The sequence below is a fragment of the Spirosoma terrae genome, from assembly GCF_010435915.1.
Classification (GTDB): Bacteria; Bacteroidota; Bacteroidia; order Cytophagales; family Spirosomataceae; genus Spirosoma; species Spirosoma terrae.
Genome location: NZ_JAAFZH010000001.1, coordinates 260,543 through 275,182 on the forward strand (window position 1 = coordinate 260,543; position 14,640 = coordinate 275,182).

The 14,640-nt window shown below is 46.7% G+C and carries 14 protein-coding genes; 10 read left to right on the forward strand and 4 right to left on the reverse strand.

Features of this window, described 5'->3' with window-relative positions; all coding sequences use genetic code 11:
- Positions 1 to 6: 6 nt before the first annotated feature.
- Positions 7 to 597 carry a hypothetical protein gene (locus GK108_RS01155; protein WP_163941534.1) on the forward strand — a complete coding sequence of 197 codons (591 nt, stop codon included), beginning with the start codon at positions 7 to 9 and terminating at the stop codon, positions 595 to 597.
- A gap of 47 nt (positions 598 to 644) precedes the next feature.
- The gene (locus GK108_RS01160; protein ID WP_163941537.1) at positions 645 to 1,559 is read left to right on the forward strand and encodes a serine hydrolase; all 915 of its coding nucleotides are present in this window, start codon (positions 645 to 647) and stop codon (positions 1,557 to 1,559) included.
- A 12-nt stretch (positions 1,560 to 1,571) separates the two neighbouring features.
- Here the strand turns inward: GK108_RS01160 and thiL are convergent, their stop codons facing one another.
- Together thiL and GK108_RS01170 are read right to left on the reverse strand one after the other, a co-directional pair.
- The gene (thiL, locus tag GK108_RS01165) at positions 1,572 to 2,600 is read right to left on the reverse strand and encodes a thiamine-phosphate kinase (protein ID WP_163941540.1); all 1,029 of its coding nucleotides are present in this window, start codon (positions 2,598 to 2,600) and stop codon (positions 1,572 to 1,574) included.
- Between the two features lie 101 nt (positions 2,601 to 2,701).
- The gene (locus tag GK108_RS01170) at positions 2,702 to 3,148 is read right to left on the reverse strand and encodes a hypothetical protein (RefSeq protein ID WP_163941545.1); all 447 of its coding nucleotides are present in this window, start codon (positions 3,146 to 3,148) and stop codon (positions 2,702 to 2,704) included.
- A 108-nt stretch (positions 3,149 to 3,256) separates the two neighbouring features.
- On the opposite strand from GK108_RS01170, the gene GK108_RS01175 reads away from it, so the two are divergent.
- From GK108_RS01175 to GK108_RS01185, 3 genes are all read left to right on the forward strand, one after another.
- The gene (locus GK108_RS01175; protein ID WP_163941546.1) at positions 3,257 to 3,505 is read left to right on the forward strand and encodes a cytochrome b5 domain-containing protein; all 249 of its coding nucleotides are present in this window, start codon (positions 3,257 to 3,259) and stop codon (positions 3,503 to 3,505) included.
- Between the two features lie 67 nt (positions 3,506 to 3,572).
- A complete protein-coding gene (locus GK108_RS01180; protein WP_163941547.1) occupies positions 3,573 to 4,427 on the forward strand; it encodes an N-acetylglucosamine kinase in 855 nt (284 codons plus the stop codon).
- A 145-nt stretch (positions 4,428 to 4,572) separates the two neighbouring features.
- Positions 4,573 to 5,643 carry a ferredoxin--NADP reductase gene (locus GK108_RS01185; protein ID WP_163941548.1) on the forward strand — a complete coding sequence of 357 codons (1,071 nt, stop codon included), beginning with the start codon at positions 4,573 to 4,575 and terminating at the stop codon, positions 5,641 to 5,643.
- A 72-nt stretch (positions 5,644 to 5,715) separates the two neighbouring features.
- On the opposite strand, the gene GK108_RS01190 is transcribed toward GK108_RS01185, so the two are convergent.
- Together GK108_RS01190 and GK108_RS01195 are read right to left on the reverse strand one after the other, a co-directional pair.
- On the reverse strand, positions 5,716 to 7,923 hold the full coding sequence (locus tag GK108_RS01190; RefSeq protein WP_163941549.1) for a M56 family metallopeptidase: 2,208 nt from the start codon (positions 7,921 to 7,923) through the stop codon (positions 5,716 to 5,718).
- A gap of 30 nt (positions 7,924 to 7,953) precedes the next feature.
- Positions 7,954 to 8,319: a BlaI/MecI/CopY family transcriptional regulator gene (locus tag GK108_RS01195; RefSeq protein ID WP_163941550.1), complete on the reverse strand. Its 366-nt coding sequence runs from the start codon at positions 8,317 to 8,319 to the stop codon at positions 7,954 to 7,956.
- 150 nt (positions 8,320 to 8,469) lie between these two features.
- Between GK108_RS01195 and GK108_RS01200 the strand changes: the two genes are divergently transcribed.
- The 5 genes from GK108_RS01200 to GK108_RS01220 all read left to right on the forward strand — a co-directional run bounded on the left by GK108_RS01200 (position 8,470) and on the right by GK108_RS01220 (position 14,629).
- Positions 8,470 to 10,218 carry a M3 family oligoendopeptidase gene (locus GK108_RS01200; RefSeq protein WP_163941552.1) on the forward strand — a complete coding sequence of 583 codons (1,749 nt, stop codon included), beginning with the start codon at positions 8,470 to 8,472 and terminating at the stop codon, positions 10,216 to 10,218.
- A 97-nt stretch (positions 10,219 to 10,315) separates the two neighbouring features.
- A complete protein-coding gene (locus GK108_RS01205) occupies positions 10,316 to 10,594 on the forward strand; it encodes a hypothetical protein (RefSeq protein WP_163941554.1) in 279 nt (92 codons plus the stop codon).
- 240 nt (positions 10,595 to 10,834) lie between these two features.
- The gene (locus GK108_RS01210) at positions 10,835 to 11,908 is read left to right on the forward strand and encodes an NAD-dependent epimerase/dehydratase family protein (protein ID WP_163941556.1); all 1,074 of its coding nucleotides are present in this window, start codon (positions 10,835 to 10,837) and stop codon (positions 11,906 to 11,908) included.
- A gap of 21 nt (positions 11,909 to 11,929) precedes the next feature.
- Positions 11,930 to 13,633 (forward strand): hypothetical protein, encoded by a 1,704-nt coding sequence (locus tag GK108_RS01215; protein ID WP_246224608.1) that lies wholly within the window; start codon positions 11,930 to 11,932, stop codon positions 13,631 to 13,633.
- A 63-nt stretch (positions 13,634 to 13,696) separates the two neighbouring features.
- Entirely contained in the window at positions 13,697 to 14,629 is a 933-nt protein-coding gene (locus tag GK108_RS01220) for a glycoside hydrolase family protein (RefSeq protein ID WP_163941558.1), read from the forward strand.
- Positions 14,630 to 14,640: the final 11 nt, after the last annotated feature.

Genomic DNA, 14,640 nt, shown 5'->3' on the forward strand with positions numbered 1-14,640 from the left:
TCGCTTGTGAAAAGAATAGCTCTATTTTTATCAATCTGCCTGGGCATAATTGGTTTACTGACCGATTGCAAAGATACGTCCCAGGAGTTTTCGCCTGGTGCTGGTGATCAGCGCTTAGTTGGTACCTGGCAGCTTGCCGAACGACGATTTCCGGCAGATTCTGTTAGTGAAGATAAAAGCTATAATTATGGTTTCATTATTGTTGATAAGCAGCAAGTAAAGATCACTCTTGATTCGACCGTAACTCGCCGTTATTGGCCAATAGATAATACGTTGTATTATCAAATCGAAGCCGGAAATACACTGATTTTTGACAAGAAAAAAGAGCTACTGGAAGTTGTCCAAGGACAGCAAACCCTTTCTTTTAGCGCGGATGGCAAACTGACGGCAGAAGGAAATGAAATGAGTTATTATAACCCGATCAAATATTATCGGGTGGACTCTACGTATCAGGAGGGTTTGGGTGTTAATCTGTACATCAGCACGAACCGGGCTAATCAATATTTCAGACAGGGAATCGCATTTGATGGCGACATGCTAGTATTAAAGCCTAAATGCGAAGGGAACTGTTACCTGAAATTTTCACGGGTACGATAAGAGTTGCTGTTTATAGTCACTCATCACGTCTAAAAGTTGCTACACGAATGAAGTTTCTGAACCGTCAGACAATCTTTTTGATTGCCAGTGTTTTGTGCATGTCCATGCCCGTTGCGGTTAGTTGGGCCCAGTCTAAGAAAAAAGTAGAACACCTCCGAAAGCAGGTCAATCAGGAACTAGCGAAACAGCCCGGTGTTTTCGCGGTGGCCTTCAAAGATTTGGGAACAGGACAGGAGCTGCTCATTCGGGAACGCGAGGAATTTCATGCCGCCAGCACCATGAAAACGCCTGTTATGATCGAAATTTATAAGCAGGCGGCTCAGAAACGTCTGTCTCTCGACGATTCAATTACGATCAAAACAGAATTTAAAAGTATTGTGGATGGGAGCCCGTATACGCTGGATGCAAAAACAGATAGCGATACAAGCATCTACAAGTACGTTGGGACGAAACGTACCATCGATTCATTGGTTTACGATATGATTATCTGGAGTAGCAACCTGGCTACCAATCTGGTCATCGAACTGGCCGATGCCCAGAAAGTAACACAAACCATGCGCGAGATGGGCGCAAACGATATTCAGGTACGTCGAGGAGTGGAAGATTCGAAGGCGTTTGCGCAGGGGCTCAACAATACAACTACCGCCTATGATCTCATGGTAATTTTTGAGAAAATTGCACTGGGTAAGGCCGTGAGCCCTGCTGCGTCAGAAGCGATGATCAAGACATTGCTTGACCAGCGCTTCAAGACGAAAATTCCCGCCAAATTGCCGAAAGACGTAAAGGTTGCTCACAAAACCGGTTCCATCAAAGGCGTTCTGCACGATTCTGGCATTGTGTTTCTTCCGGACGGTCGTAAATATGTACTCGTGCTTTTATCAAAAGACATTCAGAACGAACAGGCCGTTGAGAACGTAATGGCTACTGTATCTAAACTGATCTACGACTACGTAAAAGGATAAATCCCCGCTCTATTATTTCTGGAAGCTCTCCCAGCCCTGCGCCCGAATAGGCGTTTGCTGGCCCGCTTTGGTGGCTAATACTAATTGATTCGGATCGGCGGTCAGATAACCAATTGCCGTGATTCTTGCGTTTGTAGAAAGCTTATCGAATTCCTGCGGACGAACCGTAAACAGGAGTTCATAATCTTCGCCACCATTCAAAGCCGCCGTAATTGGGCTAATCTTAAACTCATCGGCTGCCAGATGCGTCTGATCGTCGATGGGGATGTTTTCGTCAAAAATGACAGCCCCCGTTCCCGATTGCCTGCAAATATGGAGAAGTTCAGACGCCAGACCATCTGACACATCGATCATGGCCGTTGGGCGGATGCCCAGATCGCGAAGCTCATGAACAATGTCTGTACGAGCTTCAGGACGAAGCTGACGTTGCATCAGATACGAACGTTCTTCGGTAAGGCTTGGCTGCATATTGGGGTCGGCCAGAAAAACCTGTTTTTCCCGTTCCAGCAGTTGCAGGCCGAGATAGGCCGCTCCTAAGTCGCCGGTAACGCAAATGACATCGTTGGGCTGGGCCGTGTTCCGATACGTAATAAGGTCTTTAGGCACTTTGCCCAAGACCGCAATCGATATAACCAGACCCGAGCGAGACGACGTAGTGTCTCCACCTACCAGATCAACCTTATAATCTTCGCAGGCCGCCCGTATTCCGGCGTATAATTCATCGACCGCTTCGACCGTAAAACGACTACTCAACGCCAGACTTACGGTAAGCTGAACGGGCAGGCCATTCATAGCGGCAATATCCGATACGTTAACGGCTATAGCTTTGTAGCCAAGGTGTTTGAGTGGAACATACATGAGGTCGAAATGGACGCCCTCGACCAGCATATCTGTTGCTAATAAACCATAGTCATCTCCCCAGTCAAAAACTGCCGCATCGTCGCCAATGCTACGTACTGTTTCGGGGTGTATAATTGCTGGGCTGGCCTGCTGAATACGATCAATCAGGCCAAATTCGCCAATGGAATTAAGATTTGTCATAAAAGTCTGCAGGGGCTACAACGTAATGGCTCGTATATCGACAAAAAAGCCGCCCCGCTTGACCTACGGAACGGCTTAACGCTGAAAATGGTTTGCTGACCCTATGGGTTAGATAGCGTGTACTTGGCAATTTTGTTGCCTATTTTTTGGCTGGCTGTCGTAGCGGTAATAACCAATTCGTTATCGCTGATGGAGTTAATCGTGAACTCAAGCGTGCCATTGGCACCGGTTGGCGAAGGATTCAGGTTGGTCAGCACAAGACGCGTATCGCTGGGAACAGAATATTGGCCTGTAAATACGTTGCCGTACAGGTCGGTATATTTTACAGTAGGTGCTGCACTGAGGTCCAACTGAAATTTAGAATAGTCGGAAGCATTGCTAGTACCACCTTTGGTATATACTGTTGCGTTATCATGATCTACCGTACGAGCAGTCCATACTTTAGCGATCCGCTCAGAAACAGGCGGGGTTTTTGAACCACCGCAACCCATCAGTAAGCCAACAAGCAAGGTTATCGATAGAAAAGCGATGAGGGGAGTCTTTCTCATTGTAAATTGTTGTATATAAACTCAAGTGGCTAAAGTTAAACTATTTTTGTTGTCACCCGCAAATTCTATGCCTCTAATACGTAATCGTTTTGACTAAACGGACAATCAATGCCAATCGACCCAACTTTATTACAACGGTATACCCGAGCTCAGCTTGCACTTCGCAATGGGTCCGATCGCGAAGAAATCTGGTGTGCCTATGAAGGCATCATCTACGATGTATCAACGTCGCGTTTATGGCGAAACGGCAAGCATTATGAACATTGGGCGGGCCAGGATCTGACTCATGAACTGGCCAATGCTCCTCATGCTGACTGGGTCTTCGCCAAATTTCCAGCCGTCGGACGGCTTACGTAACGATTGAGCGTTTATGGCTACCCGATAATTAACAAAGGGTTTAACCATAAGCTGAAAACCATAAACCATGAACACATTCCTTATTGCCGATAGCGGTTCTACTAAAACCGACTGGCGGCTTGTATTTCAGGATGGAACAGCTCGTGCTATTCAAACGAACGGTTTCAATCCCTATTATCAAACAACATCACAGATTTCCGTTACGCTACAGGAACAACTCGTTCCACATCTGGAAAAGGCTCCGGTGTCGGCTGTTTTTTTCTACGGGGCCGGATGCAGTGGGCCTGCCGTCAATTACATCGTAGCTGATGCATTACAGGCCGTCATGCCTACACTGGATACGATTGAGGTAAACAGCGATATGTTAGGGGCCGCCCGTGGTGCGTCGGGACACAAGCCAGGAATTGTGTGTATTCTTGGAACAGGATCAAACGCCTGTTTTTACGATGGTTATCAAATAGAGCGCGGAATTCAGACCCTGGGTTTCTGGCTTGGCGACGAAGGGAGTGGAGGTTATCTGGGTAAAACACTTGTTCGTGATTTTTTTCAGGAGCGATTGCCGAAGCATTTAGCCGATACGTTCAAGAAGCGTTACGCACTGGATCGGGCTACGTTGCTGGAAAATGCATACCAGAAACCCTTTCCAAATCGCTATTTCGCGGCTTTTACGCCTTTTTTATCAGAGCATATAGCTGACCGCTACGTAGATACGCTGGTGACCGATGCATTTGAGGTCTTTTTGTCGACCTACGTAGCTCGGCTACCTGAAGCCCAGCAGTACGCTGTTCATTTTGTCGGGTCAATTGCTCATTATTTTTCGGATCAGCTAAAAAAAGCCGTTGAGGAAACTGCCTTGTTGATGGGCGACATTATAAAAGCTCCCGCTGAAAAACTGGTTGATTTTCATCGACGAGTTGCTTAGTGTACCTTTGCAACTGGGTTTATGATTGACTGTTTATTGTTCATAGTTTATGGTTTGTTGTTGGGCCTGATTGCTAAGCTAACACAATGAACTATAAACCATAGACCAAAAACTACATTCACAGACCAATACAACCTGAATAGTAATGGCAAATCGGTATTTTTTAAAAGTAAAAGAGGTTGTTCGGGAGACATCGGATGCTGTAACAATAACCTTCTGGCATCCAATTAACGAAGAAGTACGCTATCAGCCGGGTCAGTTTCTGACATTCCTACTGAACATAAATGGGCAGAAAGTACGTCGCTCGTACTCAATGGCTTCGTCGCCTTATGTTGACGTATCATTAGCCGTATCGGTAAAACGGGTGCCTGGTGGATTAGCCTCAAATTATCTCTGCGATCAGATTAAGCCCGGCGATATTATTGAAACGCTGGAGCCAATGGGAACCTTTGTTCCGAAGCTGGATTCGAATAACCGACGTACTATCGTATTGATTGGAGCTGGTAGCGGTATTACACCGCTGTTTTCTATGGCCAAGTCGGCCCTGCACGTAGAGCCAAACAGCCGCATATGGCTTATTTACGGCAACCGCAATCAGAATTCGATTATCTATAAGGCGCATCTGGATGCGATGGAGCAGGCGTATGGTCAACAGCGCTTTCAGGTAACCCACGTGCTAAGCCAGCCTTCAGCGGGATGGACCGGCCCGGAGGGGCGATTGAATCAACATACCATAACGAAACTGCTCGATTCACTTCCGTCGGCGGAGCGTCAGAATGCTAGCGTTTACCTCTGTGGACCTGACGGAATGATGGCAGAAGCTCGCTCAGCTCTTGCTCTGGTTGGTGTTCCTACTGATAGAGTATTTAAGGAAAGCTTCATAACGGCGCCCGTAGCTGCCGGGGAGGTCATTGAAGATCCAATATCGGCCGGTGATGAGGGGTCGCCGGAGGTGACAATTTTGTACGAAGGCAGTGAATATAAATTTGCCGTAGCCCCACATCAGACTATTCTGGAAGCTGCGCTCGATCTGGATATTGATCTTCCCTATTCGTGCCAGGCGGGGATGTGTACGGCCTGTATGGGACGGTGTATATCCGGGACCGTAAAACTAGATGAAGAAGATGGGTTGTCAGAATCTGAACTGAAAGCTGGCTACGTGTTGACTTGCGTTGCTCACCCGGTTGGGCGAGATGTAGTGATCGAAATAGAATAGACAAAAGGCCTGGCATCAATACCAGGCCTTTTTGTTTATTCGTCGCGTCGCAGACGTGCCATTAGCCATTGCTTATTTTTTTCGCCTGGGAGAGGGAGCGACTTTGGGGGTAACTACTGTACCAACTCCAACAGCCGGTTCGGGAGCTATTGCAGGCGCTACGTGATCAGGTGGAGAGGGCGGGGCCGGGGGATTTACTACAGCGGCTCCTTTTATTGTTTTGGCTGGTAACGGAGGGGGCGGAGCCGCCACACCACGTAGCGTTTTGGCGGCTTTGGGCGTATGATAAACTCTGGGTGCCGATCTTAAGTCAATTTCGTATTCTCTCATTAAGTCGTCGCTCATGGACATATCTTCGCCATATTTACTCATCTGATTCGAGAGCGATTCCATTTGCTGGTTTACCTGTTCCATCTCCTTGTCGAATTTCTCCATTGGCAGACGAGCTTTTCCCAGTTTTTCACGGGCTTCTTCCAGCTGTTTGTTCAGCTCTTCGATGCCAAGTTCCTGTTTCTTAATTTCGGGTTCGAGTAATTCGAGCTGTTTTTCAACAGCAGATGCGTCCAGTTTTGCTTTGCCCTCGTTACGTAGCATTTGCTGCCGTTTTTCGAGAATCTTTTCCCGTTGTTCCATTAGGCGTTGTTTGCGCCATTCCAGCGTTTCCTCATTACGTTCAAACTCTTCAATGGGGAACCGCAATTTCTCCATCTGCCGATGCAGTGCGTCCATTTGTTTCGTTTGAAGCGCCATCAGACGATGTAAACTGTCTAGTTGAACGTTATGGAGTGAACGTAGCCGGGACAGCGAGTCGGACAAAGGCTGGAGTTGCGATATAGAAGCCTGTGCCTCAGTGACGATCTTATCATAATTGATCTTGTCAAGTTCTGCCAACGTAGCTTTCACACCGTTTTCGGCCGTGACCACAATATTGTCGTAATCAATGTGGGATAAGCTTTCAGTAAGAGCGTCCATACTGCCGTCGAACGCCTGATTCTTTTCAATGATAGTCAGCAGAATATCGCGGTCGGGTTGTTGAACCATATCCAGCGAAAGCTTACCCGCCATAACCTGATTGAGTTGTTGCTGTAATTTAGCTACCCGTGCTGGTGGTAGCTTTTGACCTTTCCAGATTACGTAGCTGACCTGTTTATTGCCAGCCATACCGTACTCTGAATTAGTATCTACTTTATGACGGCGGGTAGGTTTAGGTTGTTTGGTTTTTTGATCAGGTTTGTCCTGCTTTTGGACCGCATAAACCGATACGCTTACTAGTAATAAGGTGGCTAAGGTTAACCCCGCCAGGCTACCATTTGAAACGACTGGACGTATCGGAACGCCCAGCATTCGGCGCACACGTTGTAAGAGTAATTGTCGCTTGGTTGTTAAAGCCATCGCTAAAGAAGGGGTGAAACCTGCCTGTGCTAATCGAATCTCTTCGACACGGGCTAATGCCTGGGCGAGTACGCGCCCGTCGCCACCACAGGCTTGTACGGCCAGATCATCGCAGCAATGTTCTCGTTCTTCTCTGACGCGGGCCGATAGCCACCACATAGCGGGATGGAAGAAATAAAGAACCTCCATAATGGATTGCAGCAAGTTGACAGCATAATCGTTACGTTTAACATGAGCAAGTTCATGGGCCAAAATCGCTTCTATTTCTTTCGTTGATAAACTGGTTGCCAGGCCAACAGGGAGAAGAAGAACTGGCTTCAGCATACCAATAACCATTGGTACGGCAATACGGGCCGATTCATGAACACGCACCACCGTTTTAATGGCTAAAGTGGTTCGGAGTTGGTTGGATAGTTGAATCCATCGGTCGGAGGTGGGTTTGGTGGCCGACCGGCTGAGGTGCTGGAGATAAAGCCAGCCGCCGGTTAGGCGTATACCAAACAAGATAACCCCCAGCAAGTAGATAATGACAAACTGATTAAGGTGTTCATTCAGAAAGAGCTGTATCTGCTGATGCCACGGTACGTTTTGTGAAATAGTTTGCCAATGGATAGCCAGTGAGCGCATAGGTACTGAGTTGTTGGGCAATGGAGTGGCTGAGGAAACGGGTTTGTAGTACCAGGCAAATGTTCCTAGCGACGTAAGCAGTTGCGAGAGCAGGGAGAAAATACCCAGTCGGTAACGTAGCGCGCTGGATTGATGTCGGAGTAAATGCAGCAGTAAAGCCGTCGACAGAACAATGGCAAATCCCTGCCAGAGAGCGTGGAACAGCGTCCAGCCCAGCGCATAAATAACCGGGCTCAATAGGTGATAAGAGATGGTATTCATGGCAAAATGTTGGTAATCAGTTAAAATGGATTAGTCTCGGTTTAGGCTACTGAGTAGTTTTTTGATTTCGTCTAATTCTTCAGGCGATGTTTTGTGCTGGCCCAGCACCTGCATCACGAGTTTTGAGGCCGAGCCCCGAAACGCTGTTTCAACAAATCGATCAACTAATCCGCGTTGGGTATCTTCTTCGCTGACAGCCGCTGAATACGTGTGAGAGCGGCTATCTTCAATGCGACTTAGCAAGCTTTTGTCGACCATGATCTGCATTAATTTTAACGCTGTCGTGTATCCTATTTCTCGATTCTGACTTAGCTGTTCATGTACCTGACGTACTGTGCTGGGGCCATTTGCCCAGAGTACGTGTAATATTTCGAGTTCAGCATCTGTTGGTTTCATAGTATCTACGAATGATTTCGTAGTAAACATATACGAAGCTTTTCGTAGATGCAACTAGTTGAACAAAAAAATTTTAGAAGGCTTATTTATTTTTGTAGCATTATTGAGGAACTACTAAACTGCTGGCAAACCAGCTTGCCTATATTACTGATGAATTCAAACGAAACCTTAGTAATCCCTAACCGTCCGATACGCCGTTTCATTGGCGAAGAACGCTTTACCGATACGGCCGATTTACGGAGTTGGGACGATGTGAAACCGCTCTATGAAGAATTACTTAATCGTCCTATTACTAGTGTAGATGAGTTTAAACAATGGTTAACCGATCGGAGCGAACTAGAATCCTATTTATCGGAAAACTTTGCGTGGCGTTACATTCGGATGACGTGTGATACCGCCAACGAAGACCTGGTTAATCGGCTCAATTTCTTTATTGCCGAAATTCAGCCGCCCATGACGGCGTTAGGCAACGAACTCGACATCAAAACAATCGATAGCCCTTATTTGAGTCAACTGACTGAGGAGGGGTATTCGGTGATGATACGGGGTATGAAAAAGGCCATTGATATTTTTCGGGAGGAAAATATTCCGCTGCAAACAGAAATGCAGACCGAAGAACGTAAATACGGTGCTCTGGTCGGGGCAATGACTGTTACTATCGATGGACAGGAACTGACATTACCCGCAGCGAGTGATTTGCTTCAGGCAACGGATCGGGCTGTTCGGGAGAATGCCTGGCGCTCGATTTGGGAGCGTCGTTACCAGGATCATGACGCACTTGATCAACTGTTTGATCGATTACGCGCGCTACGTCATCAGATAGCGGTGAATGCTGGCTTTGCTAATTTTCGGGATTATTCCTTTGCTGCGTTGGGTCGCTTCGACTATACACCGGAAGACTGCTTCAATTTCCATAATTCGGTAGCCGATGCCGTTGTACCGTTACTCAATAAATTGGCTCAGGAGCGGAAGCAGCACTTGGCTGTTGATCCGCTACGTCCCTGGGATACTAAAGTAGACGTAGCAGGGCGACCTCCGCTGAAACCCTTCGAGACAGGAACGGAACTGCTGGAAAAAACTATCGCTTGTTTTGATCGACTTGACCAGTCTTTAGGTGACGACCTGCGTATTATGCGGGCAATGGGCCATCTTGATCTGGAGTCTAGGAAGGGGAAAGCACCTGGAGGCTATAACTATCCTTTAGAAGAAATTGGCGTACCATTTATTTTTATGAATGCTACGTCCAGTCTGCGCGATTTGGTTACGATGGTACACGAAGGCGGCCACGCGGTTCACTCGTTCCTAACGCGGGAGCTTCCATTAAAAGCATTCCGAAATCCGCCCATGGAAGTGGCCGAACTGGCCTCGATGAGTATGGAATTGCTGTCGATGGATCATTGGGATGTATTTTTCGACAATCCTGAAGAGTTGCGCCGGGCTAAACTACAGCACCTTGAATCGATTATTGAAACGCTGCCCTGGGTGGCCACGATAGATAAATTCCAGCACTGGATATATGAAAATCCAACCCATACCGATGCTGACCGGCGTGAGAACTGGCTATCAATTTATGACCAGTTTGCCGACAACGTAACCGATTGGGCGGGTCTGGAGAAGTTTAAGGCATATATCTGGCAACGGCAATTGCATTTATACGAAGTGCCCTTTTATTATATTGAGTATGGCATTGCCCAATTAGGGGCTATTGGCGTATGGCGTAATTATCGACGCAATCCGGTGGCCGGGCTGGAAGGTTACAAAAAAGCGTTGAGCCTAGGTTATAAGACACCTATTCGGGAGATATATGCGGCTGCTAACGTACCTTTCGATTTCTCCCGCGAACACATTCAGGAGCTGATGGAGTTTGTCGGGCAGGAGATAGAAGCGCTTAAGAAGTAAGGAATTATAGAGAAAATCAATAAAAATCTGTGGGTTAACTGCCTTTGACTAACGACTCTTTCGTAAGTTTGCAGAATCAATTCGTAATCAAGTGGCTATGAAACGCGTATTCAGTGCAGGTTTGATGGTAGCAGCTGTGTTATCACTGGCATCCTGTGACTATCAGAAAAATAACACGATCCGTCAGGCTGATTACCGGGCAGGCGACTTCCGGGCTAACTATCGGGCAGGCGATCCTGAAGTATATGGAGCTGGTAAAGATTCGGCTGCTGTGCAGACAAAATATAAGTATACCCCAAATCCTGAACTGGATCAGAAGGTTGAGAAAATCCGTCAAAAACTATACGGACCAGGCTCAGGCCCACAGGGAGCGTAGTCAGTTAAAAAATAGTCTCTTCTGAAGGTAAAGGTTAATAAAACGTATAGGGATTATTAGCCGTTGAAGATACTGTATATGTCTTAAGCAAAAGCGATGTATTGGTTAACCTGACCGGTGCGTCGCTTTTGAGTGTAAGGCATAGAAGTATCTATTTTTTTTCCTTTACTTTGTCCAATTGAAGTACAAGGTTTATAGTACTTTTTGAATAAGTAAATCGCTACAAACAGCATAATCGCTATGAATATTGCATTAGTAACGGGGTCGGCTGGGCTCATTGGTAGTGAAGCCGTTGCCTTTTTTGCTGATAAATTTGATTTGATTATTGGTATCGACAATAACATGCGGCAGTACTTTTTCGGAGCTGATGGCTCAACGGAATGGAACCGCAATCGGTTGGCCGACACCTACGCAACTTATAAACATTATGCGGCCGATATTCGGGAGGTGCCTCAGTTAGAGCCTATCTTTCAGGAGTATGGTAGTGATATTAAGTTAGTGCTTCATACTGCTGCTCAACCTTCTCACGACTGGGCCGCCCGCGAACCATTTACTGATTTTGGCGTCAATGCGGTTGGTACGTTGAACCTGTTGGAAATGACCCGGCTTCATTGTCCCGAGGCTGTTTTCATTTTCACGTCTACCAACAAGGTGTATGGCGATAATCCGAACTATTTGCCACTGATCGAAACCGAAACTCGCTGGGAAATCGACCAGGATCATAAATATTTCAAGAATGGTATTGATGAGGAAATGAGCCTGGATCATACCAAACACTCCATCTTTGGCGCTTCGAAAGTGGCCGCCGACGTAATGGTGCAGGAGTACGGTCGGTATTTCGGTATGAAAACAGGAGTATTCCGGGGAGGTTGCTTAACAGGACCAAATCATTCGGGCGCGCAGTTGCACGGCTTCCTGTCTTACCTGATGAAATGTGCCATTACAGGAAATCAGTACACCATTTTTGGCTACAAAGGCAAGCAGGTTCGGGATAACATTCATAGCTGGGATTTAGTGAATATGTTCTGGCATTTCTATCAGAACCCACGCGCGGGTGAAGTATATAATGCTGGTGGTGGCCGATTCGCCAACTGTTCTATGCTGGAAGCCATTGCGCTGTGTGAAGAAATTTCGGGCAATAAAATGAATTATCAGTATTCCGAGACGGCACGTAGTGGTGACCATATCTGGTATATTTCTGATTTGACGAAATTTAAGGCGCACTACCCAGACTGGAACTGGACCTACGATCTGAAGCAGACCATGATTCAAATTCATGACAGTATGGCTGCCCGGTTAGCCTTAGTGAAATAATAAAAGCTTTACTCCCTAAAAATGCCAGTCGAACAAGCTGGCATTTTTAGTATTACGTCCATGCCCCATTTCGACACTTATCCAACCGTATATTGGTTACCCGTTTATGCGCTCTGCTGGGTTTTGTTATGGCTTGCTATAAGGCCGCAAACCAATCAGCGGTTTTTTATTGCATCGGCACTGCTGGCTCTGTTTTTGTTACGTCTACCCAGCATCGTATTCAACAACGAAATCAATCCTGACGAGAGTCAGATGATTACACAGGCGTTGACGCTGCGGTATGATCCCGTTTATTTTCGATCGGTAGATGGTACAACAGGTGGTCCACTTGATAGCTACTTCCTGATCATACCCAGCTTTATAGGCTTACCATTTGATTTTATTACCGCTCATCTGACCGCCTTCGGATTGGTAGCCGTATGTTTTTGGCTGTTATTTCAGACGGCTAAACGCTGGTTTGGTAGTAAAGCCGCCCGACTAGCGTTGCTACCGTTGATTTTTATGTTCGGCCTGACCCAGAATGGCGATTTCCTGCATTACAACAGTGAACTAATTGCCCTGGTGTTACTAAGCTGGAGCTATTATCTGTATGCCAAACTGTTGGCCGACCGGCAACCATCGCTGCTGAGAATTGGGCTAATCGGCCTGCTGCTGGGTATGGTGCCATTTGGAAAACTACAGGCTGTGCCGCTGGCTGCTGTTGTTGGCTTGTTTGTAGGAATTACTATTCTGCTACGTCAGAATTTGTCTGTGCAGGCTAAAGTTGGACGTATTGCTCTACTTGGCGTATGTAGTGCAGCGTTCCCGTTGCTGGTTATTTTTCTGACCTATATAAATGGCGTTTACAACGATTTCATTACGTTCTATATCATCGGGAATTTTCGCTATGCTGGCAATACCGATCAGGTAAAGAGTTTGCTTCGTTTGCCCGAGTTTTTTCAACGGGGCAGCGAATTCGATTGGCTGGTCAAGTTTGTCGTATTGGTTTGGATTGCAGGATTTGTGGCTGCTGTCCGCCGGAAAATTCGATTTACTATTGAGTCCGTTCAGATCGCAGCATTTATCATCACATTGCTGATTGCTACGTTGTTCGCCATTACCCGAACGGGCTCAGAGTACGTGCATTATTTGTACTTCTTAACCGGCCCACTGTTGTTTGGTTTAGCCTATGGCTGGCAACAGCTACAAACCAATGAACGTACAGGGCAGTGGATTGCTTTGGGCGCAACGGCTGTTTTTCTGTTGCTGTTTGGGATACAAACGGTTCAGAATTATATCCAGAAAACGCCGATGAATCCTTATTCGTCGGAGTGGCAAAACGGCTGGGTTGTGCAGCAATCGTCGGTAGCAAAAAGAGTGTTGACCTATGCACGACCAGGTGAAAAACTAGCTGTCTGGGGCTGGCGTTGTGATTATTACGTTCAAACACAGATGCCGCAGGGCGTAGCCGAAAACCATACGATACGTAGCGCGTTTAATCATCCAATGCTGGCTGACTATCAGAAACGTTACGTTAGTGATTTTATACGGTCTACTCCGCCTGTTTTTGTGGATGCAGTCGGTAGCCAGAATCTTTGGATGAATGACCGTAAAACCCAGGGGCATGAACTTATTAAACCCCTAGGCCAGTTTGTGAGCGCACATTACACGTACGTTGGCCTTGTTAATGATACCCGGATTTACGTTCGTAATGACCGGGTCGCTGGTCTGAATCCGAAGCAGTAGTTTAGTGACCTACGTAGTATTTAGGTGATGTGAACAGGATTACTATTTTGAAAATTAACTTTTATGTGGACGAAACACGGACTTATTTATAAACCAGACGGTTCAAAACCATTTAGTCGTACACACGCTCAGGTGCCCTTTGGCTATCCAATGGGCGATAAACTACGCGTTTATTTTTCCACCCGCGACGAGAATATATCCTCAGCCGTTTCTTTCGTTGAGCTGAATCCTGATAATCTGTCAGAAGTGACCTACATTCACGATAAGGCTTGTCTAACAAAAGGAGCCGTCGGCATGTTTGACGAAACAGGTACGATGCCATCCTGGTTTCTGCCCGTAGAAGACGAAATCTGGTTGTATTATACGGGTTGGAACAAGAGCGAAACGGCCAGCTATCGGTTAGGCATTGGGCTAGCCATTAGCCGCGATGGTGGTCTGACATTCCAGCGTAAGTATAACGGGCCTCTCATGGATCGTTCTATTTACGACCAGGTTTGGGTAGCACAGCCTTGTGTAATCCGTGAAGGTGATACGTGGCGAATGTGGTATCTGTCCTGCACAAAGATTGACGTAATCAATGGACATCCTGAGCCATTTTATGACGTAAAATACGCCGAATCGAAAGATGGTATTACGTGGGAACGTACCGGTCATGTTTGTGTTGGCTACGATGAGTTTACCGATGCCATTGGCCGACCAACAGTCTATAAAGATGGAGATTTGTACAAAATGTATTTTTCGTACCGGAATGCTACGAACTATCGAACCGATGTTAAACGTAGTTACCGCATAGGCTATGCTCAGTCGAAAGATGGTATAACCTGGGAGCGTAAAGACGAGCTTGCGGGTATCGAGCGGTCTGCACAGGGCTGGGACTCACTGATGATGGATTATTGTCATATTTTTCCGCACCAAAATCAGTGGGTTATGTTCTATAACGGAAATGGTTTTGGGGCTTCTGGTTTTGGTTATGCAACGCAGCCGGCCACAAACTAAGTCCTAACGGA

What these genes read in the sequence shown, in the direction of transcription:
- GK108_RS01160 (WP_163941537.1), top strand. Translation starts at nt 645, where the DNA reads ATGAAGTTTCTGAACCGTCAGACAATCTTTTTGATTGCCAGTGTTTTG.
- thiL (WP_163941540.1), bottom strand. Translation starts at nt 2,600, where the DNA reads ATGACAAATCTTAATTCCATTGGCGAATTTGGCCTGATTGATCGTATT.
- GK108_RS01170 (WP_163941545.1), bottom strand. Translation starts at nt 3,148, where the DNA reads ATGAGAAAGACTCCCCTCATCGCTTTTCTATCGATAACCTTGCTTGTT.
- GK108_RS01175 (WP_163941546.1), top strand. Translation starts at nt 3,257, where the DNA reads ATGCCAATCGACCCAACTTTATTACAACGGTATACCCGAGCTCAGCTT.
- GK108_RS01180 (WP_163941547.1), top strand. Translation starts at nt 3,573, where the DNA reads ATGAACACATTCCTTATTGCCGATAGCGGTTCTACTAAAACCGACTGG.
- GK108_RS01185 (WP_163941548.1), top strand. Translation starts at nt 4,573, where the DNA reads ATGGCAAATCGGTATTTTTTAAAAGTAAAAGAGGTTGTTCGGGAGACA.
- GK108_RS01190 (WP_163941549.1), bottom strand. Translation starts at nt 7,923, where the DNA reads ATGAATACCATCTCTTATCACCTATTGAGCCCGGTTATTTATGCGCTG.
- GK108_RS01195 (WP_163941550.1), bottom strand. Translation starts at nt 8,319, where the DNA reads ATGAAACCAACAGATGCTGAACTCGAAATATTACACGTACTCTGGGCA.
- GK108_RS01200 (WP_163941552.1), top strand. Translation starts at nt 8,470, where the DNA reads ATGAATTCAAACGAAACCTTAGTAATCCCTAACCGTCCGATACGCCGT.
- GK108_RS01205 (WP_163941554.1), top strand. Translation starts at nt 10,316, where the DNA reads ATGAAACGCGTATTCAGTGCAGGTTTGATGGTAGCAGCTGTGTTATCA.
- GK108_RS01210 (WP_163941556.1), top strand. Translation starts at nt 10,835, where the DNA reads ATGAATATTGCATTAGTAACGGGGTCGGCTGGGCTCATTGGTAGTGAA.
- GK108_RS01215 (WP_246224608.1), top strand. Translation starts at nt 11,930, where the DNA reads ATGCCAGTCGAACAAGCTGGCATTTTTAGTATTACGTCCATGCCCCAT.
- GK108_RS01220 (WP_163941558.1), top strand. Translation starts at nt 13,697, where the DNA reads ATGTGGACGAAACACGGACTTATTTATAAACCAGACGGTTCAAAACCA.